The 23,930-nt window shown below is 40.4% G+C and carries 23 protein-coding genes and 1 pseudogene; 7 read left to right on the top strand and 17 right to left on the bottom strand.

What is annotated here, in order from left to right; all coding sequences use genetic code 11:
* Nucleotides 1–174: 174 nt before the first annotated feature.
* Nucleotides 175–642 (top strand): NUDIX hydrolase, encoded by a 468-nt coding sequence (locus T458_RS40935; RefSeq protein WP_023556851.1) that lies wholly within the window; start codon nt 175–177, stop codon nt 640–642.
* A gap of 630 nt (nt 643–1,272) precedes the next feature.
* On the opposite strand, the gene T458_RS40930 is transcribed toward T458_RS40935, so the two are convergent.
* The 5 genes from T458_RS40930 to T458_RS40915 all read right to left on the bottom strand — a co-directional run bounded on the left by T458_RS40930 (nt 1,273) and on the right by T458_RS40915 (nt 7,051).
* Nucleotides 1,273–3,414 (bottom strand): DEAD/DEAH box helicase, encoded by a 2,142-nt coding sequence (locus tag T458_RS40930; protein ID WP_144083853.1) that lies wholly within the window; start codon nt 3,412–3,414, stop codon nt 1,273–1,275.
* 84 nt (nt 3,415–3,498) lie between these two features.
* Entirely contained in the window at nt 3,499–5,034 is a 1,536-nt protein-coding gene (tnpC, locus tag T458_RS40925) for an IS66 family transposase (RefSeq protein ID WP_023554886.1), read from the bottom strand.
* Between the two features lie 96 nt (nt 5,035–5,130).
* Nucleotides 5,131–5,487 carry an IS66 family insertion sequence element accessory protein TnpB gene (gene tnpB, locus T458_RS40920; protein ID WP_023554885.1) on the bottom strand — a complete coding sequence of 119 codons (357 nt, stop codon included), beginning with the start codon at nt 5,485–5,487 and terminating at the stop codon, nt 5,131–5,133.
* Nucleotides 5,477–5,839, bottom strand: a complete 363-nt coding sequence (tnpA, locus tag T458_RS58040) for an IS66 family insertion sequence element accessory protein TnpA (RefSeq protein ID WP_084567915.1) — start codon at nt 5,837–5,839, stop codon at nt 5,477–5,479. Before tnpA ends, tnpB begins: the two co-directional genes overlap by 11 nt.
* A 60-nt stretch (nt 5,840–5,899) precedes the next feature.
* Nucleotides 5,900–7,051 (bottom strand): DEAD/DEAH box helicase, encoded by a 1,152-nt coding sequence (locus T458_RS40915; RefSeq protein WP_023556849.1) that lies wholly within the window; start codon nt 7,049–7,051, stop codon nt 5,900–5,902.
* 612 nt (nt 7,052–7,663) lie between these two features.
* On the opposite strand from T458_RS40915, the gene T458_RS40910 reads away from it, so the two are divergent.
* Nucleotides 7,664–7,864: a hypothetical protein gene (locus T458_RS40910; protein ID WP_023556848.1), complete on the top strand. Its 201-nt coding sequence runs from the start codon at nt 7,664–7,666 to the stop codon at nt 7,862–7,864.
* Between the two features lie 4 nt (nt 7,865–7,868).
* On the opposite strand, the gene T458_RS40905 is transcribed toward T458_RS40910, so the two are convergent.
* The 5 genes from T458_RS40905 to T458_RS40885 form a co-directional block, all read right to left on the bottom strand.
* Entirely contained in the window at nt 7,869–10,586 is a 2,718-nt protein-coding gene (locus T458_RS40905) for a TrlF family AAA-like ATPase (RefSeq protein ID WP_023556847.1), read from the bottom strand.
* Between the two features lie 251 nt (nt 10,587–10,837).
* Entirely contained in the window at nt 10,838–11,047 is a 210-nt protein-coding gene (locus tag T458_RS40900) for a hypothetical protein (RefSeq protein WP_023556846.1), read from the bottom strand.
* Nucleotides 11,048–11,062: 15 nt separating this feature from the next.
* Nucleotides 11,063–11,554 carry an arsinothricin resistance N-acetyltransferase ArsN1 family A gene (locus T458_RS40895; RefSeq protein ID WP_023556845.1) on the bottom strand — a complete coding sequence of 164 codons (492 nt, stop codon included), beginning with the start codon at nt 11,552–11,554 and terminating at the stop codon, nt 11,063–11,065.
* 242 nt (nt 11,555–11,796) lie between these two features.
* Nucleotides 11,797–13,197, bottom strand: coding sequence for an NAD(P)-binding domain-containing protein (locus T458_RS40890; protein ID WP_023556844.1), 1,401 nt, complete (start codon nt 13,195–13,197; stop codon nt 11,797–11,799).
* Between the two features lie 67 nt (nt 13,198–13,264).
* Nucleotides 13,265–13,729, bottom strand: coding sequence for a MarR family winged helix-turn-helix transcriptional regulator (locus tag T458_RS40885; RefSeq protein ID WP_252989851.1), 465 nt, complete (start codon nt 13,727–13,729; stop codon nt 13,265–13,267).
* Between the two features lie 365 nt (nt 13,730–14,094).
* Here T458_RS40885 and T458_RS40880 point away from each other — a divergent pair, with 365 nt between their 5' ends.
* The 5 genes from T458_RS40880 (at nt 14,095) to T458_RS40865 (ending at nt 17,725) form a co-directional block, all read left to right on the top strand.
* Entirely contained in the window at nt 14,095–14,424 is a 330-nt protein-coding gene (locus T458_RS40880; RefSeq protein ID WP_023556842.1) for an ArsR/SmtB family transcription factor, read from the top strand.
* 73 nt (nt 14,425–14,497) lie between these two features.
* Nucleotides 14,498–14,671, top strand: a complete 174-nt coding sequence (locus T458_RS57195) for a hypothetical protein (RefSeq protein ID WP_023556841.1) — start codon at nt 14,498–14,500, stop codon at nt 14,669–14,671.
* A 44-nt stretch (nt 14,672–14,715) separates the two neighbouring features.
* Nucleotides 14,716–15,906, top strand: coding sequence for a M28 family metallopeptidase (locus tag T458_RS40875; RefSeq protein WP_171819384.1), 1,191 nt, complete (start codon nt 14,716–14,718; stop codon nt 15,904–15,906).
* Nucleotides 15,907–16,324: 418 nt separating this feature from the next.
* A complete protein-coding gene (locus tag T458_RS40870; RefSeq protein ID WP_023556839.1) occupies nt 16,325–16,612 on the top strand; it encodes an ArsR/SmtB family transcription factor in 288 nt (95 codons plus the stop codon).
* A 66-nt stretch (nt 16,613–16,678) separates the two neighbouring features.
* The gene (locus T458_RS40865; RefSeq protein WP_023556838.1) at nt 16,679–17,725 is read left to right on the top strand and encodes a flavin-containing monooxygenase; all 1,047 of its coding nucleotides are present in this window, start codon (nt 16,679–16,681) and stop codon (nt 17,723–17,725) included.
* Between the two features lie 114 nt (nt 17,726–17,839).
* Here T458_RS40865 and T458_RS40860 read toward each other — a convergent pair.
* From T458_RS40860 to T458_RS40830, 7 genes and pseudogenes are all read right to left on the bottom strand, one after another.
* Nucleotides 17,840–18,963, bottom strand: a protein-coding gene (locus T458_RS40860) for an IS3 family transposase (protein WP_144083851.1) whose coding sequence is annotated in 2 segments (ribosomal slippage) — nt 17,840–18,714 and nt 18,714–18,963 — 1,125 coding nt in all. Because the reading frame shifts where the segments join, the coding sequence is not laid out codon by codon here.
* A gap of 110 nt (nt 18,964–19,073) precedes the next feature.
* Nucleotides 19,074–19,216: pseudogene (locus T458_RS57600) on the bottom strand (ArsI/CadI family heavy metal resistance metalloenzyme); the annotation flags it as partial.
* 62 nt (nt 19,217–19,278) lie between these two features.
* A complete protein-coding gene (gene arsC, locus T458_RS40850) occupies nt 19,279–19,704 on the bottom strand; it encodes an arsenate reductase (thioredoxin) (RefSeq protein WP_023556835.1) in 426 nt (141 codons plus the stop codon).
* A 32-nt stretch (nt 19,705–19,736) separates the two neighbouring features.
* On the bottom strand, nt 19,737–21,035 hold the full coding sequence (locus tag T458_RS40845; RefSeq protein WP_023556834.1) for an arsenic transporter: 1,299 nt from the start codon (nt 21,033–21,035) through the stop codon (nt 19,737–19,739).
* A gap of 21 nt (nt 21,036–21,056) precedes the next feature.
* Nucleotides 21,057–21,380, bottom strand: a complete 324-nt coding sequence (locus T458_RS40840; protein ID WP_023556833.1) for an ArsR/SmtB family transcription factor — start codon at nt 21,378–21,380, stop codon at nt 21,057–21,059.
* Between the two features lie 88 nt (nt 21,381–21,468).
* The gene (locus T458_RS40835; protein WP_023556832.1) at nt 21,469–22,854 is read right to left on the bottom strand and encodes a hypothetical protein; all 1,386 of its coding nucleotides are present in this window, start codon (nt 22,852–22,854) and stop codon (nt 21,469–21,471) included.
* Between the two features lie 314 nt (nt 22,855–23,168).
* On the bottom strand, nt 23,169–23,603 hold the full coding sequence (locus T458_RS40830; RefSeq protein ID WP_023556831.1) for a hypothetical protein: 435 nt from the start codon (nt 23,601–23,603) through the stop codon (nt 23,169–23,171).
* Nucleotides 23,604–23,930 lie beyond the last annotated feature (327 nt).

Below are 23,930 nucleotides of genomic sequence, written 5' to 3'. Positions count from 1 at the left end.
AGTATAGTTATCTTAATTTTAGTATATATGAAAAATAGGATGTTGTAAACAGAAATTTCAAAATTATTAAAAATATTTTCTATGTAAGTAATAGTATGCATCTTGAAGGTCGCCACAAAGGAGTTTTACCCCCAATATCGAAACCAAGAGTATTACCAATGGAGGTTCGACAAGATGAATGACTATATTACGACCATGAGACGGCTGATTGGCCATGAAACCTTGCTTACTGTAGGCTGCGGCGCCATCATTGAAGATCAGGAAGGGCGTATTTTGTTGCAGCGAAAAGAAAATCCGGATATATGGGGTATTCCAGGTGGCATCATGGAAATCGGGGAAACCTTCGAGGAGACCGTAAAACGTGAAGTTTTTGAGGAAACCAATCTCCGCATCCAGCAGTTTGCGTTATTCGGGATTTATTCCGGGAAAAACGGATTTGCCCAATATGCAAACGGCGACAAGGTCTTCAGCGTCCAGATTATCTTTCACGTGAGCGCATATGAAGGATTGATTCAAACAAATGAAGAAGCTGTGCAGCTCGAGTTTCTAACAAAAACGCAAATTCCGTCCAATGTAAATCCGCACCAGGCTCCATTTATCCTGGATTGGATACAGGGTGTCAAAACACCAGTAATTCGTTAGCTGCAGGGGGTAATGCTCCCTGCTGGAATTGCCCGCTTTCGTTGAGTCCGATAATATATATTATGTAAACTTACAAAACGAAAAAGTAATGAACAGATATGAAACGTGTGCGTGTTGTCTGGCGACGCAAACATACTACCAATCAGCGACACAAACATATTACCAAATGATTTTGCGACACAAACATACTTCTAATCGGCTCTGATTTTAGCGTTTAGTAGTATGTTTGTGTCGTATTAATTGCGACACAAACATACTACTATAACATGTTAGATTATTATGTTGAAAACCTTATGTAAAATCATATGTCTAAACAGATCTACACATGTCGAGTAACACCAATGAATTTTCCCCTTCATTTAAAGTGGTTATTTGAGAATAGACCTATAGTATTTGTTCCTCTCCTAGAGTGGGATTTGATTTTCGTTTCAGTACATGAAATAGTATTTTCATGTACTGAAACTAGAGAATGACTTATTTGTTTACATCATAATTATTTTGGTCACCATTAGTGACATGTAACATCCTGTCCGGTTAATGAGTCATTAGGACCAATAAACAAAACACCGTCTTCGTTCGAAACGGTGTTTATTCAGAAAGTATGTTTTTTCCAGTTTCACATTCCTGGAGTTATTCACTAGCAATTACTCGCATATTAATTTTATACGTTTCTTGCAAGTAATTTTCTGTAGCGCTAAGTAGTTCCATTTGCTCTACACTCATTTTTGATTTAGATAAGCCTGGTTGTACGATTGTGATTTCGAGGTCATATGGATAGAATTTTGCCATTTTCCGAATCTCACTTACTTTTTTCAAGTCACCCTTTTCAAATCTTGTCGGCTTGTCATCCTTTATTCTTTTCGCCTCGCGTTTTTCCATATGTCGTAGTAAAGCGTAAATACTCTCTTTCCAGCGAATGCTTTTTTGTGTTTGTCCACAAACCGCATATAAGTCTGAAACTCTAGAACCAGCTCGCTCCTCACTCGAATATTTGCAATGATAAAATTCTACTTTAATCCTCTGGTCCTCTACTTTAATCGTGATGACGTCAGCTGCTTCACCGGCACTGTCATCATCAAAAATTACATCGTAATCTTTCGTTATCAAATCTTGGATTAGAAAATACTGGATGGAGTTTTTCCTTTTTTCTTCTTTCTGAGATTCCTTCGTTATGTCAACAGAATCCCACGACCAAGGAATAATCTTCTCCAAATGAAAAGGAGAACTGACGGTAGAATGTGGTGACACGTAAATGTTATTTTCCATATAGGAACCATCAATAAATCGAAAAATGGGAGGGTCTTCTAAAAACCATTCTGTTACTGGCATCTTTTTTGAACCTTTATGAATTTCGATAGGCAGAGAACCAAAATGGGAATATTGATAATTTTTGCCCTCAATATCAGGATGAAATACAAGCTCAAACTGACTTTCAAAGCTTTCGGTACAGACCTTAAATCTCAGGTTTCCTTCGCTTGAAGGAGTTTCAAGCTGTAATTCTACCAGGTACAAAGGATACTCTACCTCATTGATTACAATGAATATATTTGATTCGAGATCGATCGTAAATGACATTGGCCATTCAATAGATATTGGCATGAAATTTGGTCGGTCTTTAATTATTTTGGGCTTAAGTACTCCTTCTAACAGTGTGTCAACATTGATTGTATTGTTTAATAACTTTGAACCAATCTCATCACACCATTTGAACCATTCTGAAAGAGTCGTTATTTTTTTCGACCAAATTTTCCCCTTATAGGAACACCCCATGCTCGTTTTTTCTCCGTTTTCGTATCCAATACCAAAGATATTAGATTTAAAGGTATTTCTCTTTTGAGCCTCTGTTAAACCTTGCTCAATGTCCGTTCCGGCATACATGGTAAATCGAACAGGTCCCTGAAAAGCATCATTTAACCCAACATTTTGGAGAATCGTTCGGTTGATACCATAAAAGCATCGAAAGACCTCTTCACCACTAATTAACAAGGGGCTATCAATTATGCTTTCCGCAAGCTCGCGATGTATTCCACCCATCGTACTATTAATAAATAACAAGTTTGAAGACTGGTTCCAGTATGCAATATAAATATCCCAAGATACATTCGTGATCTCTTGAATATCGCCCCAACTCACAGGTGATATACTCTTTATAACCGCAACAAGGATGTTCTTTTCGGAATGTACAGTATAGAGCAACTCCTGATCTAATGGGAAGATTTCCTTTATCCTTTCTGGATACCATCTTGTTGCTTTAGTCTTATACACGACAGTACTCATTTTGGGATAAATGTTCTGTATAGGAATTTCTTCAATCAATCCTTCTGCGAAACCGTTCAAGAAATCGTTATTTTCCAGTTGAGAGTTAATGACCTCTGTACTTGCTTTTTTCAATAAAACATTCCACTCTGCATCCTCACTATACAAGTTGATCAGCTGATCGTTGACCTCTTGGTTCGCAATATTCGCGATAAGTGTCGCTTCTCCAATGGAGGTTTTCGTTCTCGTGAATCGACCAGTAAATTGTAGGGTGATACCCAAACTTTTATGAATATCGTGTAATGCTGCGATCTTTAATTCAGGTAAATCAAAGCCTTCCCCTAGCATGTCTACACAAATAATGATTCTTGATTCTTTTCTCTTTATTTTGTCAATGATTTGGGTTTTCTCACTTGGTTTGATTCGGCTATGAATGATAACAGGTTGAAACTCAGCATATTTAGAGTAAAAAGGGAAAATCTCTTCCGTTCTTTTTATGTTGTTTACTCTTGCCATTAATAAAGTAAGCGTCAAATAACTCGGTGGATAGAAAAAGAGCAGAAACTCGTGTAAACTGAGTTCTGCTCTCTGAGTTTTGCCCTATTTGCAGGCTTCTTGAACTTCTGGACTCCACGGAAGGTAATCCTCAAGAAATTCCGGATGCTGTCCGAACTGTACGCCCGGCAAGTTTTTAAAGATAAAATTTAGATATTTGTATGGATGTAGGCCATTTGCCTTGGCACTTTCGATGATGCTATAAACAGCTGCACTCGCCGAAGCTCCTTTCGGGCTTCCGCTAAAAAGCCAATTTTTGCGTCCGATGGTAAAGGGACGAATGCTATTTTCAGCAAGGTTGTTCGAAATGGAGCAGTTGCCATCCTCAAGATAATTCATAAACTCTTCCTTATGGTTCAGAGCATAAGTCAAAGCCTCGCTTAGTTTGGATTTGGGTAGTACCTTCCCTCTGGTAGAATCGATCCATGCCCAAAAAGCCTCTAAAACGGGTTTTTCCTGTTTCAGACGCTCCGATTTACGTTGTTCGCTAGAGAGATTCACGAGCTTCTTTTCAATCTCGAAGAGGTTGTTGCAGAATGTAATGCCTTGGCTTGGAAGGGTGGCTTCCGGCCGATGTATATCTTTCGGAAGAGCATCAACGAATTTCCTCCGAAGATGCGTCCAACAAAGGCACCTTTTGATACCTGTAATCTTTTTGTACCCCGCGTATGCATCCGAATGAAGGTACCCTTTGAACCCTTTTAGGAATTCCTGAGGGTATTTGCCACTTCTGCCAGGCTGATACTCGAAGATTCGAATAGGGTGTTTGCCATGCTGGCCGCTGCTATATACCCACATGTAGGAGTCAGTAGTATTTTTCCGTCCTTCTTCATTCATTACTTGGACGGTGGTTTCATCCGCATGCAAATAGTTTTCTTGCAAGAGCTTCTGATGCATGAGCTTCACCAATGGCATCAACCAGTCGCGGGATGCGGCCAGTATCCAGTTGGCCATGGTGGCACGACTTAGGTTCACACCTAGTGACTTCCACTCCTTTTCCTGACGGTAAAGGGGAAGGGCGTTGACAAACTTCTGATGCATCACCCATGCGACTGTGGAGGCGGATGCCATGGAATGCTGAATCACCGGATCAGGCATCGGTGATTTTTCCATGTAGGGTTTCCCATCCTTACGACAGGTGCGGCACTCAAAGGTTTCACGGTAATAGTCAATGACCCTAACCTGGGCTGGAATGAACTCGATTTCCGTGCGGACAAACTCTTCGCCAACCGACACAAGGTCGGTGTTGCATGTTTCACAAAAGCGGTCTTCTTTAACCAGGGTACAGAGGCGTTTGTCGTGTGGGATATCCTTCAGGAGTTCCTTCCGCTGACCTTTGAATTTCTTTCGTCGGTAATTCTCTACCTGCTTGAGATCGGGCTCTGCTGCTACCGGATCCGATTGGGTTTCTGCTTCATCAAAAAGAGACATCTGCCCCAAAGAAAGGGACGATGTCTTCTCCGTACTTCTGCCGAAGAGCTTTCGCGTCAGATATTCAACGGAATCATGGAGACGTTTGTTTTCCTGCTCCAAATCGGATATGCGTTTTTCGAGTGTTTTTATCTGATCTGCAGCGCTCATCATACCCGTTCCTTTAGCGTTTTCTACTTCTACCCATTATAGCATAAAAGTGTGAAAAAGCCCAGTAACCATGCGTATTTGCGGGATTTTTTGTTGTTACATACAGGCGGTAATATTGATCTTTTTCACGGCCTTCGGTTGGTCTATGGATAAGCCTTCGAGAAGCCAGCGAAATTCCTGGTAGGTGATAGAGCGAACGGCTTCGGCATTCATTGGCCATTGAAAACTTCCGTTTTCCAATCGCTTGTAAAGGAGAACAAATCCATCTCCCTCCCAACAGAGTGCTTTCAACCGATCACGTCGCCTACCACAAAAGAGAAACAGACTGTTCTGGAAAGGGTTCAACTGATAGTTCTGCTGGACAATGGCGGCGAGTCCATCAATGGACTTTCGCATGTCGGTATACCCACAAGCAATATAGATTTTATCTGCTTTCGAGATATCACCGAACATGTTGCAGTGCCCTCAGGGTGTTTTCGATCAATGTTGCTGATGCATGGTTGCGAATCTCCAGTGTTACAGCCCCAAAACGCAAGACAATATCCGATGATTCTTGATCCGAAGAGCAAGTTTCAACTGCGTGGTTTGGAATATGTACTGGAACGATTGGATTGTTTCCACTAAGTGACGGAAGCGCTTCGCAGGCGGCTTTACGGATCCTTCTTAACCAATAATAATAGCTTGATGGTTTGATGTTATTCTCAGCACACCACACAGCGACTGTCTGGCCACTACTGCGGCATTTACGGACGATCTCAGTCCACTGGTTGAAACGATATTGGGTAGTGACTTCCCTGGTATCCAACTCTAAACCCCTTTCAAGTTTTTCAACTTTACTTTAAAAACTTTACTTGAGAGGATTGTCCTATAGTTTTAGGGAGGTTTCTATCCACTGTCTTATTAGACGCTTACTTAATAAATGGTCATACCCGTTCTTTAAATCATTCCTTAATTGCTCAACTGCTCGTTCCGCAATTGTCTTATCAGACATTTCACTAGAAAATTCGAGAACTGGATAAAAATTAATCTTTCTAAAATAACCCTCCCTTTGTGCTTTTTCTAATGGATAGTTAAAGATAACCTTCCCATCGATATGCTTACCGTCATTTCTGAAGGGAGTAGCAGTAAATTGAACAATGTGCTTTTCCTTGAATTTCCCCCTAAAGTTCGCCCAAGTTGGAGCTGCAATGTGATGGGCCTCGTCGATAAATAAATGAGAACAGTGGGACGCCATCCTATCTTGAAGTTCAGTTGCGATACCTCCAGCTATACTCATCGTAGTGATCACTACATTGCAAAGAGAAAAGAGATCATCAACTTCGTGGAAAGTTTTAGGCTTATGCATTAACACCCCGACTACTGGATAATGAGCATGGTCGGAAATTACACCGAACTGTTTTAATACGCCGAAGCCGATAAATTTTTCAGCAATTTGGTTTCTTAATGGGTCAGTAGGGACCACGACGAGCAGTTTTCTGCACTTGTTAGCCACTAGTAAACCCAGCATGGTTTCAGTCTTTCCGGTTCCCGTTGGCATGACAATAGTTGCAGGCTTATCTGATACTATCCAGTGGGATAATGTAGCGTGAATTGCCCCTATTTGTGGTGGTCGAAGGCCCTCTTGATAAATGTATCCATTTTCTTTCAACTCACTCTTAAAAAGAAAACTCCCCACCCAAGAATTTCGGGCGTGTACCCAATTGTCAATACTACGATCGTTCATATCTTGATTGAGGCTGGGATGCTTGATCCATTTCAAATTACCTAGTGATGGTAAATTACCATTCAACTTAAGTGCTTTTTCGAAGGATTCAGGAGCTTGAGCAGAATTCGTTATTGCCAGTAATTTTTCCCCTGTTTCGTTCGTTAAAAGGTATCCCTTTACCCTATTTTCGTTGTAATTACTAACTAGAAATATTCCCTTTTCTTCTGGTACTAAAAGTTGTCTTATTTTGTTTTTATGAATTGTGACATCAATGGTGTAAATGGCTGGAAGAGTTAATTCGATCGTTTCCATTTCCGTACACCTCTTCTTTAATAAATGTAATATAAGATTTATTTCCCAGTCTTTATGAGGAATATAACATAATTCTATATATTTTGACATTATTCTATAATTTTTTACTATGTTTATGGTGATACGTCCGAAATAGATCGTCATCTCACTCCAATGGTTGCATTCTGTTTCAATGGGCAATTAGGTAGCCTTATTCCCTAATCGATTACTTCTAACTCATCTTGAGCTAAGTAAAGTACCCTCTCAATCGTTTTTAATCTCTTAAAATTCAACGGCCGATTCCCTGTAATGAACACTTGAGTATCGGCCATCGCTTGATTTTGTATTTTTAAATGTCCTACCTTGTCAAACAGTCTCTACTGCTTATTAAGAAAGTACTTTTGTGACGGGCTGTATCTTAATCGAAGTATATTTGTGTCGCATGCATAATAAGGAGGTATAATTTTGTCGTCCTTATTATGGTAAAACCATTGATATAATAACGTTTGCATAGGCAGTAGTTTTGTGACGTTGTACTTCAAAGCAGCTCCTGTTACCCCCAAAAAATCTAGGTTGTAATAAATAAAGGCATCTCATAATATCATCAAATAAATCATTAGAGAGGGTGAAAATATGTTTCAAATCTTGAGCAAAGAAAAGTTTGAACTACTACGAAAAGATGGGCGAATCCTGTTTATTTCCCTTTGGGATACTTTTGAAAAAGCAAAAAACTACTACAACGATATGCCTCATCTTTATTTGGCATATAAGCCAGACAAATTAGAAATAACACATGCGTTTTCCACACCAATCAAAGTATATAAGTTAATTTGAAAAATTATTGTAGTGCTTTGGAGATTCTAAAATAACGATTATTTAATGCTCTCTGCCCTCCCTCCATGACATCGCATACTGCTTCTCTAACCTCGTTTTTTTGAAGAGCTCCATGCGCCAATGTTCTAATTAAACCTCTTGCATAATTCATCTGAATAATATTTTCAGCACCTCCATTTACAGGGATATTAGGGTTGTGGGTGACAACAATTATCTGTTGCTTTGCTTTAAATGTTCTTAATCCACTAACCACTAAATCCGTTATCCTTTTTGTATCCAAATCATCTTCAGGTTGATCAATTATCAGCGGGCTATCGTCCAGCAAAAGAAGTAGCGAAAGCATCGCAGCGGTTCGTTGACCAGCAGATCCAGTTTCTATATCCTCTTCGCGTCCTTCCTTAAATAGCTTCAAAATGATCTTATCTTCAGGAAACCAAGTACATATTCGATCGATGTCTTCAGGTGTATTTGTTGAGATGTTTTGGATATGTTTCAAAAACGGTTTACTGAAATTTGATGTTGCGTCTTCTCCTTGTACAATCTGTCTGATAAACGTTTCCCTTAAGGTCCATCGTTCTTCAGCACGTTTTGATAGTAGATCATTAAAGAAGCCACCTTGGGGATTGTCATCCTTGTCACGATCACATAAATCTTTTGTAAATTCTTTACCAGGTCGTCGAATTAATTCCCTAAATGAAGCCTCACCATGGACGATGTCACCCAATTCATCAAGGTATAATCTAATATTTTCATTACTTGCATTCCAGCGTTCAATTATTTTTGACCTTTCTTCACGAAGCTTTTTTTGATGTTGGACAATCTCTTGGTACAATCTTTTAGATTCATGTTTCTGAGATTCGTATTCAGTTTCAATGGTGTCTATTTCCTTTATTTTTGCTTCTAAATCTTCTTTTAACGACACTAATTCACTGTATGCTTCGGGATTTTTTTCGCCTGCTTCCTGGAGTCTTTGAACTAATTCTTCATACTTGTGAATTGTTTCATTCCTTTTTACTGTAAAAGGAATTTGTTTAAGGTCTTCTTCAAATTGGTCAACATACGAACTTATTTCATGATTAATTGCTTCCATTTTCATTCTTATTTGGGCAAACTCATTTAACTTCTTTTTAATAATCATTAGAGAAGTTTGATCTAAGCTTTTACATAAAACTTCTGAGATATTAGGCAAGTCGAATGAAGGGACAATACTGGTTACAGAATCTCTAATTTCTTTTACGTTATTCAACATTTCATCGATTTCATGAGAGATATTTTGTACCTCTCTGTATCCTGTTAAGAGATCTTTGTGTCCAGAAGCTTCGAATATTTGAATCTTTGCATGCGTATCTTGAAGTTGTAATTTTATGTTTGATTTATTTTTTAATTTTGAATTGATTTCTCTTTCTTTTCTGCGTGATTCTAACCATTGATTAACCAATTCTTCTCTTTTCTCTTCCCAACTCAATTTGTCGAGTTTTCCATCGACAAGATGCATTAAACTCTTAGGTTCATGTGTAAGTTCAAATAACTGCTTTTGACTGAACATCCGGACAGGGAATCTTTTTCCGATAATATTACTCTGTTCTTGCTCCTCCCAATCTCCATGCATATTTTTGTGTTCTTCTTTAATTAAATTTTTTTTCCAAACAAGAGCAATATCCCGTCCATCTTTTTTCATTTCTACCCTTATTTCTGTGTCTTCCGTAAGCATACCCTGTTTTCCACGACCTTCAGATATCTGGGCAAATTTTTCAAAATCGTTTTTTAATTTATCTGGTAAAGTATCCTTTTGATCTAATACTAAACGCAAAAATTCGATAATACTTGATTTACCTGAACCTCTCCCCCCTATTATGGTATTTAGCCAGGGACTTAACGGGATTTTTAGTGGTCCTCCTCTTCCGGCTTTGGCTGCATTTTTTATTTCAATTGTTTTTATGAAAAATCGATTGTCTAAATCGTTAGGATTATGAGGACAATTATCAAACCTGATTACTCCGTCATCTCCGTCATGAAGGGCAAGTTTTAAAGCATTAATATCTGGTTTTTCCATCTTAACCCAGGTGTATGATGTACCAAGTTGATCTGGATGATGACTATCTGATCCTGCCACTTCTGATAAATTTAAATTTGATTCATGATAAATTTGTGGTTTCGTAAATGATTTATCACAGACTTGAAGAGCTAATAATCCATTTACTTGAAGACTACTACGTAAAGTATTCCCCTCATGTACAAGAAACAGACCGCTTGGCTGATCAACGTGTGCTGGTATTGCAATACCTTTTCTCTTGGTTATTTCTTCAACTACTTCATTGAAAGATTTTGTTGTGCATCCATCGGAATATCCTTTTTTTCCTTCATAATCACAAGCACCGAGTAGCTCTATAATTGTTTCACTTGTTTCAGATGGATCAAATATCGCCAATAAATGTATACCGGTATGTACTGTAATCTCTACCCCAGGAAAAATAGTTAATGGTCTATAGCCTTCAATATGGGATTGTTCCATTTCTTTTAGCACTGATTTTAGAATATCAATCCAGGCACCAGAATTATGGTCAGTCACAGCTACACAATCAATTTCTTTTTTCATAACCTCCAAAAGCCATTGCTTAGGAGTAAGGCTTGCTAAAGCGTGGTCACCTCTACCATAATCAAAGGACGCAGGGGTATGCGTATGAAAATCAAATTTCCACCATTTTGCTCCATTAATATCCATAAAGTTACCTCTTTCGTCAGTATTTCCTAAATCTTACACCTTTTTTTGTAATTATGTCTATTAATCAGAGGTTAAAGACCTATACAAAGAACAATCCTTTTCTTTTTCTTTGGTTTGTTTTGTACTGAGTATTAATTTAATGAAACAGCTATAACCAACAACAAAAATGTACTTATTCATTCTCTTAAAGTTAAAAAAGGCGATAGCCAATATAGGCCCGCCCTATTTGGTTATCCTTCCTAGTGCTAATTTTAAGAATCCGGATTCCCAACTAACTCATCAAAAGCTTTTGTAAAGTTTTCACGTGTTCCTCCACCAAAGGCATTCAAGTCCCCTCGAAAAAGGCGTTCCACTGTAATCCCCTTCGCCTCTTCCGTATTACATTGAAAAACACGCATAACGTGCGTTAGGTAGGCGAGAAAGTATTCCTTACTAAGCACACTCCCCCTATTTACTTTCATTACTTCTCCACCTCCTCAAAGTATTTTTTCCATAGCCATCACATCAACAAAGTTTCCATCCAAGATACCCTGATTGTGAAACACACCAACTTCCCGATACCCGCATTTCTTGTAAAGTCCTTGCCCCAAACCGTTAAATGGGAAAGTGAATAATAGGATTTTGTAAAATCGTTGGGATCGAGCAACCTCCTCGAGATTCTTTAAAAGAACCTTCCCAACTCCTTTTCCTCTGAAAGATCGTTCGATATAAATGGATAAGTCGGCAACACCATCATAGCTACTTCTGTTGGAGTAGCGATTAAGGGAAGCCCATCCGATAACGTGGTCTCCCAAAGATGCGACAAGTACCGCGTATCGTCCCTGATGCTCATCAAACCATTTTCGGATGTAGGTGTAATCCTTCTCCTCTGATTCCAGAGTGGCGATTCGATCTGCGATGCCTTGATTGTATATGGATAAGATGGTTTCAAGGTCTTCTTCGTTTGCTTTTCGAATAGAAAGGTTCATGAGCTGTTTCCCTCCAGGCTAGTCTACTATCGGTAAATTAATGCTCGTAATAATGACTTTCCTGTTTACATTCTTTGGGACCCGGTTTACTCCTTTTCCTTGCAGAAGTAATGAACCATGACTCTGTAATGTCTGATCCCTTTCGAATTTCTTCCTCCTGTGTCTCGCTTATAAAAGATCCCCCATCTGTAAAGACAGGGGAGTTATTTGACTTGGTTCCAATAAAGAGTGATCTGGCTTACTTATCCGCAGCAATTCGACGATTTGACTGGCTGCGGCGTGCAGCTAGATGCTATTTCCTGTGCGCTTTCTTTTTGGGGCTCCACACCGCAACAACTGTTCGATTTTACAGGTGTTGGTGCGCAACAAGACGAATCTTCCTGCAAAGTTAGCCCGGCATTGTTAATGCTACATACCCCTGTCTCTGGTAGTTGGAGTTCTACTCTTTTCGCAGCGTCCCAATCCCCGACAAGCGCTGCAACTACGGATCTCACTTGCTCATAGCCTGTAGAAAGGAGAAAGGTTGGAGCGCGCCCGTAACTCTTCATTCCCACAATATAGAAATCCTTCTCCGCTTGACGAAGCTCAGCTTCACCATGTGGTCTTACCGTTCCACAGCTATGAATATTAGGATCAATGAGGTCTGCTAATGCAGGAACGCATTCGATTGCAGGATCTACTTGGAATCTAATTTCTCGTAAGAATTGAGTATCAGGTCGAGAACCGGTATTTGTGATGATTTCATCGATGCCTTCCAATTGGAACAGTTCACCGTTCGTCATTCCCTTAATGTGAAGAACGTCACTTTGGATTGATATCTCCTGAATTTGAACCGGTGTATATACGGTTACGCGTCCGCTCTCCACTAATTTCTTAATGGCAGTTCCTAGAGCTCCACGTTCTGGCAATTGGTCAGCGTCGCCTCCACCGTACGTTTCCTGAATGCTTAATTTCCGCAGCGCCCACAAAATTTCAGTGGATGGCACTTCATTTTTCAAACGATTCAACTCGAGAATCGTATTGATAGCAGAATGGCCACTCCCTACCACTAAGACCTTCTTTCCTGCATATCGATCACGATGTTTTCCATATACGTCAGGAATTCCGTAAAAAATACGTTTTGATGCCCCTGCTTCACCCTTAGCGAGAATTCCTCCAGATCCAACGGGATTAGGATGTTTCCATGTTCCAGATGCATCGATGACAGCTCTAGCTTCAAGAGTATGCTGCTGACCATTTTGTTCATAATGTATTACGAAAGGTACCTGGTCTCTTCCCTTTGTTTTCATCTTATCGATGTCTTTTTTACCAACGGAAATGACTCTGCTGTTGAGATGAATGTATGGAGAAATTTCAGGAAGGGCCGCCAGTGGTTGCAAATACTTTTCTACAAGATCCTTCCCTGTTGGTATGTCATCTGGATTCGGTGCGTCCCATTTATGTTTTGAGAGCAGCGTAACAGCAGTTCTATCCATGTTATATTCCCAAGGCGAAAACATGCGGACATGTCCCCATTCCAAAACGCTGGCCCCTACTTGACTTCCTGCTTCCAGAATTACAAATGACTCTCCCCTATCAATAAGTTGTGTCGCAGCTGCTAACCCGACTGGGCCTCCACCGATAATCGCTACAGGTAATTTCATTTTGCATTAGTCCCCTTTTTAAATAATTGATATTTGCAACTATATCTGTTAAGTAAACTCCTCTAGGTTATAGAGGAGGGGTACAACAATCTGCGCTATTCCGCATTGCTTCATTTACCAATTGAAGACTTTCTAACACCTGATCGTGCTTTTCTGCAGGAATTTGATTAAAGACATTCAAGATGTACGTTTCCATGTACTCCGCAATTTCTTTGTGTTGCTCTTCACCTTTTTGCGTTAGCGAGAGTACAATATACCGCCTATCTTTCGGATCAGGCAACCGGTTTACCATCTCCATTTCTACAAGAAAATGAACCTGGCGACTTAGTGTACTGGTATCGATAGATAAGATGTCAGAGAGTTCGTTCAAGGAAATGTTGGGCCTCTTTTGGAGCTCGTATAGAATATGACTTTGGACAACGGAAATACCACAGCATTGTGCCCCATCCTTTTGTAAAACTCCAAAGCGCCTTACTAATACCTGAAATATTTCTCTAACGTTAACGTATTGAGCCAACTGTTTCATCATCATCACCTGAATTCATCTTACAAGACAATAATTGATAAATGCAACTATTGTCTTGTGAAATTTTTCGATTTCTTTTTCGTTAGAGAGCTCAAACGTGATTTGTTCATGTTTCGATGTTATTAATCATTTCATCTCCTTATCTGTCTGAAGGATGATTACATACTTTTTTTCAGATAATGATCTACATGTTATACAACGTATTTTGTATCTGGCTCCCCCTTAATGTAGCAGAAGTAACGGACCGCTGACCTTCCAATCCGGCGAAGTAAAGTCCAGAAACTAAAATGTTTTTTTATTTTGCCCATTGTATTTTGGAAAAACGAGGTGTATAGTATGACCATCAAGAAAAATTGATGAAGGTGACGAACATGATAAAAGAGCTGCCAATCCTACATACCAATAACGATGCCCTCTTCGAGAAGTACGAAGCAAAGTTCAAAGCTCTTGCAGATAAAAAGCGACTTCAGATTATGTATGAGCTAACTCAGAAAGGGAAAGTTTGCGTATGTGATTTGACGGAGATTGTCGAAATGGCCCAATCCAAACTTTCATACCACTTGAAGATCCTTTTGGATGCAAACCTGATTATCAAAGAGACAGAGGGTACCATGAATTACTACTCCTTGAATCCAGACGAAGTGAACCACCTTCTCTCTGAAGAACTTTGCTGCATCTTCCGTCGCAACAGCTGCTGCTAGTTCTTTTTTTCAACACATAATCAATTTTTTTTGATATATTCATCAAATATTATTGATATAGGAGCTGATTTGTATGATCTTGCATGATGTGCTGGCTCAGATGCTTTATGAAGAACAAAAAAGAAAACTGAATTTCATCTCTCTGAAGGCTTGGCAATTCCGTCGTGAAGAGGACGCAAAACAGGCGGCACCACGTCAACAAACAACGGGCATCAATGTTCAGCAGAATCAGTGCGCAACGTGCTAATGATGATGGCCCCATTAACAGAGCGGATATTACAAGATATATACATGCTAAGCAGCGTTGATTTTTCAGGTCGCCTCTCGGGAACGGACGGAGCTCGAAAGGCAGCAGTTTTCCTAGCGTCCTCGTTGAACCGAGCTGGCTTCTCCCCCGCAGGTGAATATGAATTTTTCACAAATGTAGATGTACCTGCTTCCAGACTTGTCTCTCCTGCTCGATTAGTCATTGTAGGTAACGAACTGCTGCATCGAATAGACTTTGCTGAATACGCTCCATTTTCATCTGGTGGATTTGTCACCGGGGATCTACTCACCATTCGCGATGGAGATGACGTATTACCAGAAGATCTGGCTGGAAAAGTTGTTTTAATCCCTGAACGTCCCAATGATTTCGATGTAAAAGGCACGATAGAATATGCCGCTAGTCTGGGCGTTGCTGCCCTCCTTATTGAAACCGGGGAACCAGAGTCGTTTCACAAAACAGTTTTTGGATCTGAGACAAGCAAACTGCCGGTACTTCGAATCCGGCGATCCCTTGCACATAAATTTGCGGACCAAAGGGGGCTTCCTGTTGCCATTGAACTCCCCTTAGAAATAAAGACGCGTCCTTGTCAAAATGTGCTTGGAATCCTTCCCGGCATTGATTCAAGGTATACGATTGCATTAACCGCCCATTACGATCACCTTGGTGATGATCCACAGGGAGTCCGATTCCCTGGAACCATTGATAATGCATCCGGTGTTGCCGTCATGCTAGAGGTTGCCAGAAAACTCGCTCAACGTGAACCCCCCCTTCCCTGCAACATCTTGGTCGCTTTTTTAACCGGAGAAGAGTCTGGGTTGTGGGGTGCAAAGAAGCTTGCCTTAACCCCACCCGTTCCGTTGTCAGCAGTCATAAATCTCGATTGTTTAGGCTTCGAGAAAGAACTTATTGCACTTCGAACCGGTCATAGCGCCTCGACCGACTGGTTAACCGAACTGGCTGCTGATGTTATCAAGAATCACGGGATTGAAGTTCGATGGATTGCCGGAGGAGATGACGCTGTTGCTTTTATACAAAAGGGGATACCCACGATCGGATTAGGTCAAAAACCAACATTACCTGATTCGACGAGTATTCACACCTTGAACGATAACCCAGATAATCTCCATCTCAAGCCCATTGAAAAAGGATTCGCTGTTACCTATGAGATTGTAAATAAACTCATTGATTCCCCCATACTTACGGGGATCAAATAAAAACACTAGGAGGAATGTAAGATGACAAACTTCATCAAAAAATTGGTAAACGATAGTTCCGCGAATGGAAATTGCTGTGGAGTTGAAATCAAGGAGGTTAGCGCTCAGAGTCAAGTAAAAGGTGCAGAATCATGCTGCAGTACTGAAGCACAAGAGAACAGCTCTTCGTGCTGCACTACAGATACTAAAGTTATAAGTACTTCTTGCTGCTGATGAGCTTAAGTTGAACTTAGCTTTTGTAGATCACCACAATCATTACAAAAGCAATGCAGGATTTCATTCCCGCATTTTATTACATTGAAACAGGCGGATATCCCACACAGTGAATCTTCAACGATGATTGGAATTGACAACAACTGAGATTAGGAATATTATATCGTTAAATGTCGATACAACGAACTGAAGGGATGTTCCGTCTTTGGTACAGTTTAGTGAAGTACAATCTTTTTTAAAGGCGCTTGCTAGTGAAAAAAGACAGGAGATCATGTTTCTGTTTTCGGATCGAAAAGAACTTACCGTTAACGAAGTTGCTCAATTGGTTGAGATTGGTCAATCAACTGCATCCGAACAGCTCGCTATTCTTAAAAGAGCCGGTATGCTTTATTCCCGGAAGGAAGGCAAAGAGGTTTATTATTCCCCGAATCGAGAGCAGATACTGGCAACCATGCAACAGCTCAACACCTATTTACTCAATTGTTGTAAGTGAATCCTTACAACAATCATTTTACGATACATATCGTTATATAACGATTTAACGAGAGGATTGATTAACTTGACCCATATTTTTGATTGTATTGTCGTGGGCGCTGGTCAGGCAGGTTTGGCGGCAGGTTACCACCTTCAACAAGAGCGGCTTGATTTTAGCATTCTCGAAGCTACCGATAAACCTGCTGGCTCATGGCCACAGTATTATGACAGCCTAACCTTGTTCTCACCTGCTCGCTTCTCATCCCTGCCTGGTCTCCCCTTTCCGGGAGATCCTAACCGGTACCCTAGCCGTGATGAGGTTGTATCGTATTTAGTTCATTACGCCCAACACTTCCACTTACCGATTCAAACCAATACCTTTGTAACAGAAATTCGAAAAGAAGACGATTTGTTTTTGGTTGCCACTGGATCAGGGGAGGTATTAAAAGCAAAAAACGTAATAGCTGCAACAGGTGGATTTAGCAGACCATTTATCCCTCTTATCCCTGGGATTGAACAATTTGAAGGTAACACTCTCCATTCGAAGGACTATAAAAACCCATATCCTTACCAAAATCAACGCGTTATAGTCGTTGGAGCTGGTAACTCTGCTGTCCAAATTGCAGTCGAGTTGGCAGGAGATGCGGACGTTACCATTGCCACACGCTCGCCCATTCTCTTTAAACCGCAAGTACTTCTCGGTAAGGATGTTCACTTCTGGGTCACAGTACTTGGGATCGACCAATCCGGTTTTGGAAAATGGCTGCTTCAGTCAAAACCTGAAGGTGTGCTTGATACAGGGAAATATCAGAAAGTCATTGAGCATCAAAAACCAAATCGAAAAGCAATGTTTACCCATTTTACGAAAGAAGGCGTTGTTTGGTCAGACGGTACGCAAGAACAAGTAGATACTGTTATCTTTGCCACTGGCTATCGTCCGAACGTCCATTACGTTTCCTCGCTTCATGCTTTAGACGAAAATGGATTTCCTCTTCATAAAAAGGGAATCAGTACAGTTGTAGACGGACTGTTTTATGTTGGTCTCCCCTGGCAGCGATCTCTGGCATCGGCTACACTCCGTGGGGTCGGGGGAGATGCGAAGTATGTAGTAAAGCAAATGAAGAATAGCTAACCGTTATGGTTTTTCTCAAGCAAAGCGACCATGCGAATGCATGGTCGCTTTCTTTTACGAGGGACATGATGAATTTACTTTTTCCAAGAGCCAAATTGGATTGTCAACACCAAACTAGACAGATTTCTTAAGTGCCACTTCTTTATACGCTAATGGGCTCAGATATCCTAATGTGGAATGAATCCTTGTTTCATTAAACCATCTGATGTATGTACCCAGTTCTTGCTTTAACTGAGCTAGCGATTCAAACTTGCGATTTCTTACGAACTCCGCTTTGACCAATTTAAATGTTGCTTCCGCAACTGCATTGTCATAAGGACAGCCTTTCATACTCAAAGAACGTCTGATCTTGAATGTTTTGATCACTTCATCAATCGTAAGATTTTTAAACTCACTGCCACGATCCGTGTGAAAAAGCTGGATTTGACGCAGATCTCCTTTTACGCTTGCAAATGCTTGGTAAACAAGGGCGGCATCTTTGAATTTTCCGCAGCTGTGACCGATAATCTCCCGATTAAACAAGTCGACGAGCAGGCAAATATAGTGCCATTTGTTTGCGACCCGAACGTAGGTCAAGTCACTCACAACGGCTTCCAGTGGTGCTTCTTTCGCAAACTCGCGATTCAGTTCGTTTTGGATCAGCGATTCGTTACATGAAGACACGTATGGTTTATACTGGGCAACTGTATAGACCGAGACCAGGCCGTTTTTCTTCATCAAACGCCCAATGCGTCGTCTGGAAACCGTCATTCCCTCTTCCTGAAGTTTTGCTTTGATCTTCCTTGCTCCATAAACGCGCTGATTCTCTTCAAAAATACGGATAATTGCTTGTTCCACCTCATCATCGACAGATGATTGCTCATTATTCTCGTAGTAATAGGTACTCCGATTGACCTGGAGGATCTTACACATGGCCGATATGGGATACTTATGAGCATTTTGCTGGATTACCATTATTTTCGTCCGAAGATCAGCGCCGCTTGCTTTAAAATATCGTTCTCCATCTTCAGCCGTTGATTTTCCTTACGAAGCTGAAGGAGCTCGTTTTGTTCATCCGTACGATTATCATTTTCTGTGAACGAACCGGTGGTTCTACTCTGTTTTACCCAACGATCAAATGCAGATGCACTCAGATCATACTCTCTTAAAATATCAGCACGTGATTTGCCGTTCTCATAAAGTTGAACCATTTGCTGCTTAAACTCATCTGTAAATGTTCGACGTTCACGTTTAGCCATGACATTCTCTCCGTCCTTTTTCGATTTGTTTCTAATCTACTAGACCTTAAGAGAACTGTCCAATTCAGTGTAGCCGATTCAAATGGATACAGGCCTAGTAGGCGATGCACTCATAAGGAGATATCGCGTTGTTCCCCCGCTGATTCAAACTCAGAATCGGCCTTTGTATAAAGATCTCCCACGCACTTCCGTCTGGATCGTATACCCACACTTTGTCTTGAACAGCGTAGCAGCAAGTGGTGCCTATCTCATCGATGGTCCGCAAATTGCCTGCCGCAGTCGCTCCTCATCACTAGCATAAGGACTTACATTCACCTACTTGCCTTCAGCAAGAAATTTTTCAATACGTTCTTTGATGGAATCACGAACGGCACGGAAACTAGTCATGATCTCTCCTTCGGTTCCCGTTGCTTTCGCAGGGTCGTCAAAGCCCCAATGCCACTTCACAACGTTTTTATTGGAAATCACAGGGCAATGTTCATCTGCATGCCCACAAAGCGTAATGACATAATCAGCACGATTTAATGTCTCAGCATCAATCACATCTGATGTATGAGTGCTGATGTCCACTCCAGCCTCCTTCATGACCTGAACGGCCCGAGGGTTCAGACCGTGAGCTTCTAAACCCGCGCTTTTCACCTCGTAACGATCGCCACCCAGCGCTTTCAAAAAACCATCGGCGATTTGGCTACGGCAAGAGTTCCCGGTGCAAAGAAAGTAGACAAGTGGTTTGTTCTCCATGTAATTCTGTCTCCTTTATGTTGAATGTGATTTTATGCGACGATTTGCAGCCACAGATACAAGCCAACTAGAGTAATAAGCAACGTAGGGACGGTCAGGATGATCCCTGTCTTGAAGTATTGTCCCCACGTAATAGTCACGTTTTTACGTGACAAGACATGCAGCCAGAGCAATGTTGCAAGTGAACCAATAGGTGTAATTTTTGGCCCCAAATCGCTTCCGATAACGTTTGCATAGACTAACGCCTCTCGGATGATTCCCGTGGTATCCGTTCCCTGGATGGCCAGAGCGTCAATCATTACGGTTGGCATGTTGTTCATGATCGAGGAAAGGATGGCAGCCAGGAATCCCATACCTACTGTTGCTACAAATAATCCCTGGTCGGCAAGTGTTTGAATCAATTGTCCAAGCATGTCGGTCAACCCAACATTTCGCAGACCGTAAACAACCACATACATGCCAATGGAAAAGACCACGACTGCCCATGGCGCCTCTTTTATGATTTTTCTTGTCTCAATACCTTTACTACTCCGTGCAGCTAGGATAAAGATAATGGCAGCAATCCCTGCTGTGACGGATACCGGAATGGCAATCACTTCATTCAGAAGATAACCTGTCAGCAGAACCCCCAAAATGACCCAGGAGAGTCGGAAAAGACGAACATCTTTTAGGGCTTCATGAGGCTGTTTTAACGAAGACAAATCATACTGTTTGGGAATATCATTTTTAAAATATAGATACAAAACGAGTAAGCTTGCACCTAGCGAGAAAAAGTTAGGTACAATCATTCTGGTCGCGTATTCAACAAATCCGATATCAAAAAAGTCTGCTGAGACTATGTTGACCAAGTTGCTCACGATCAATGGCAACGACGTGGTATCCGCGATAAAACCACTGGCCATGATAAAAGGCAAAATCATTTTGTCCGGGAACTTCAGTGCGCGCACTTGTGCAAGAACAATCGGTGTCAAAATGAGTGCCGCACCATCGTTTGCAAAGAAAGCAGCTACAGCTGCTCCCAGCAGGACCACATAGACGAACATCCGTCGGCCATTTCCTCTGGCTAACCTGGCCATGTGCAAGGCTGACCACTCAAAAAATCCGATTTCGTCCAAGATCAGCGAAATCAAAATAATGGCGACAAACGCCAGCGTTGCATTCCAAACGATTCCCGTTACGGTCACAACGTCGGCAAAGCTGACAACGCCAAAAACTAAGGCCAAAATGGCTCCACCTGTTGCCGACCAACCAATATTAAGTCCTTTTGGTTGCCAAATGACAAAAGTCAACGTCACGGCAAAGATCAGAAAGGCAATCCATACTGAAAACATGCTCTCTCTCCATTCCTTTGACTATTCACAGGTAACGAGAAGGCCCTGTTCCGCTAGCCTTTCAAACTCGTCTGAGTAATCGGGAAGACTTCCTAAAGCAAAGCGTACTTGTTCCAAACGCTCGTGATTCAGCGAGTAGATCACCCATTGTCCTCTTCTTGATTCAAGCACCAAGTCTGCACTTTTTAACTTGCTCATGTGCTTAGACACGGCGGGCTGCGATATCCCAAAGATGGGTACCAATTCGCAAACACAGCAGCTTCGGTGATTTAACAAGCTGACGATCTTTAATCGGGTGGGGTCAGCAAGTGCTTTTAATGTATTGACTAATTGCTTGGTGTCCATGTCACTTTTTTGCCTCCTTTTGAATAACCCCATGCTATTATAACCATATGGTTATTTCAAGTGATGGTTTGTAAAGTTTTTATTAACCTTACCTAAATGGACAATTCAATTGCGTTAGAGTATTCCTATTGTCCTCCTCTAGTGATTTCCACAGATGAAATCCAACTTGTTTATAACCATTTTCTGAATAAGAAATAGTAAAAAACGGCATGTTTTTATATGAATGCTCTCTTGTAAGTATGATACCTCTTTGGGGAGCAAACTTATTGGCAATTTTTAACCAAGTGTTAAAATGATGAGTGAGTAATTGTACGGCTACATGATTAACCCCCCATTTCATAGCTATTTTATTGTTAATAAAGGGAGGTGATTTTGTCCACTGCATGAACAGAGTAAATAACGATGTATTATCTGGTTTTGAATAGAAATGATCAAACATTGTGGAATTATTACATCTAAAACTGTTATCAACCTGCCAATAATTTGGGATACCTTCGATATTCATGCGCCAATGGACATATGCATAAGCGAAGGGGCATATCTGGTTATCTGGGTACATCTTTACTAAACGCTTGATACATTTCTTATGTTTAAATAAAATCGTGTTTCGATAGTACCTAGCGATAGATTTAAAAATTTGTCGTGTTTCTAAATATAGCTCATTCCCCAGAATATCTTTCGCTCCTATATCAGCCTTCTCCGATGAAATTAAGCGATGTGATAACACTTCGTGTCTCTCATCCAATCGTTGTGTTCTTTGATCCAATACTGATATAAATTTATTTAACACTTGATTGTCGGTTTTTAAAAAATTTGGCTCGAAAAAATAGAGGGTATACAAAAACTTTGAGCCTTCTTTATGTTCGATCCATTTTTTAAGATCAGGTAATGCGATTTTTCGTACAATATGAATGCTCCAGGGGAATCCCGTTTGTGTAGTATGCTTTAATAATGAGTAGCCGCAATTGCATTGAAACGGTCCCTCAGAGAAGGTTGAACGATAATATTCAAGTTTCTTGTTACATGAGGGACAATGGTATAATAGTTTGCAAAGATGAAAAGGACAAGTATCCAATAATATAAATTGATGAAACAAGCTATGATAACCATAACTTATGCAAATATTGCAAAAGGATAAATTCTCCCTCAAATATTGGTGTGCGAGATCCGGTAATACAGTAAATCCACGAGTCAAATTCAGAATTAGCCTCGAATAGTGTTTTATTAACGAAAAGCCAAAGACCTTTTCTAAAGCTATCTCATCTACGTACTTCCATGAAGATAAATCACTAAACATTAGTCGCTCACCTTTCGTAGTAACATCTTTTCTTTGAAAAAGTAAATTAAGTTCCTTCCATGTTACATTATTTGCGTATCGAAATTTTTCGATAATCCCCCACGGTGACTCATACTCATCTACCCAATTTTTGTTCCATGTATAGTGTCCACTGACTCTTCGCTCTGATAGTGACATCCCATTTCCCCCGATTAAAGATTTATTTAAGTTATTAACTCATTTTTGCCAAAAAAGAGTGTTCATTATACTTTGAAAATAATTAAAAGCCGGCTGCTTTTTGCAACCGGCTGTTCAGTGATAATAAAGTATTAGACCGGCACTCCTTATCTATCAAGGAATCCCGGTCATTTTAATTGCCAAGATATTTATAAATAGTTTTAGACTCGATGTCGTATTGTATTGTTTCATAAGTTAAATTCGAATAATAAAGTTGTAGACTACCTCATTGAACTAACGAACCCGTTAGCGGAATAATATTTTATTCTTAATTTTTATCCACTTATACCTGAACGCCACCATTCCTTCACATTAGTTGAATGGCTCTTTCCATTTAAATCAACAATCTCAACAAGGCAAGCATATCTTTCTAATTCATGACCTGTAACCCCAATCTTTGGGTTTAATAGGTCAAAATTAATTTCTGCTTTGACTGATTTTATATAATCAATTGTTAGCTTATCTGACTGAAGTAAACGATGGAAATCCCTTTCTAATACTATTAGTGATTGTTTAATGACATCAACACAAAAGAAGGTTGGTTCAATCCTTCTATTAAGTACATCAATTATGATTGTTGGATGGTTATGTTTCTTAGCAATTTGATATAAATGACTCACTATATAGTCACTTTCATATGAATTCATCAAACTCAAATAGCTGTGCATTAGATTATGACCAATACTACTTAGCACCTTTAATTTTGCCATTTAAACATCCTCATCTTTAGATAAATTCATACTTTGCCAGTCACACCTAAGTTTATTCAGCAAACAATAGTCAAACACCTTTTATTAAAGATTACTGCCCGTTAGCTTAACTCATCTGCCAATCTACAACATCTTCCCCTGTAAAACGGTCCTCCCCGCTCCCCTACTTGACCCCATGTTTTTTGCACAATAGAAATGACTAATATTGCAGCGTAAAAATGCTCAACACAAATACAAAAAAGGCACTTGTCAGCATCAATACTTCCTCCTACCGTTAGGTTTGGGACAACTTAGCGAAGGAGAATGGAAAGGATGCTGAAAATGCCT

Source organism: Brevibacillus panacihumi W25, assembly GCF_000503775.1.
Classification (GTDB): Bacteria; Bacillota; Bacilli; order Brevibacillales; family Brevibacillaceae; genus Brevibacillus; species Brevibacillus panacihumi_A.
This window is presented reverse-complemented; position numbering and strand designations above follow the sequence as displayed.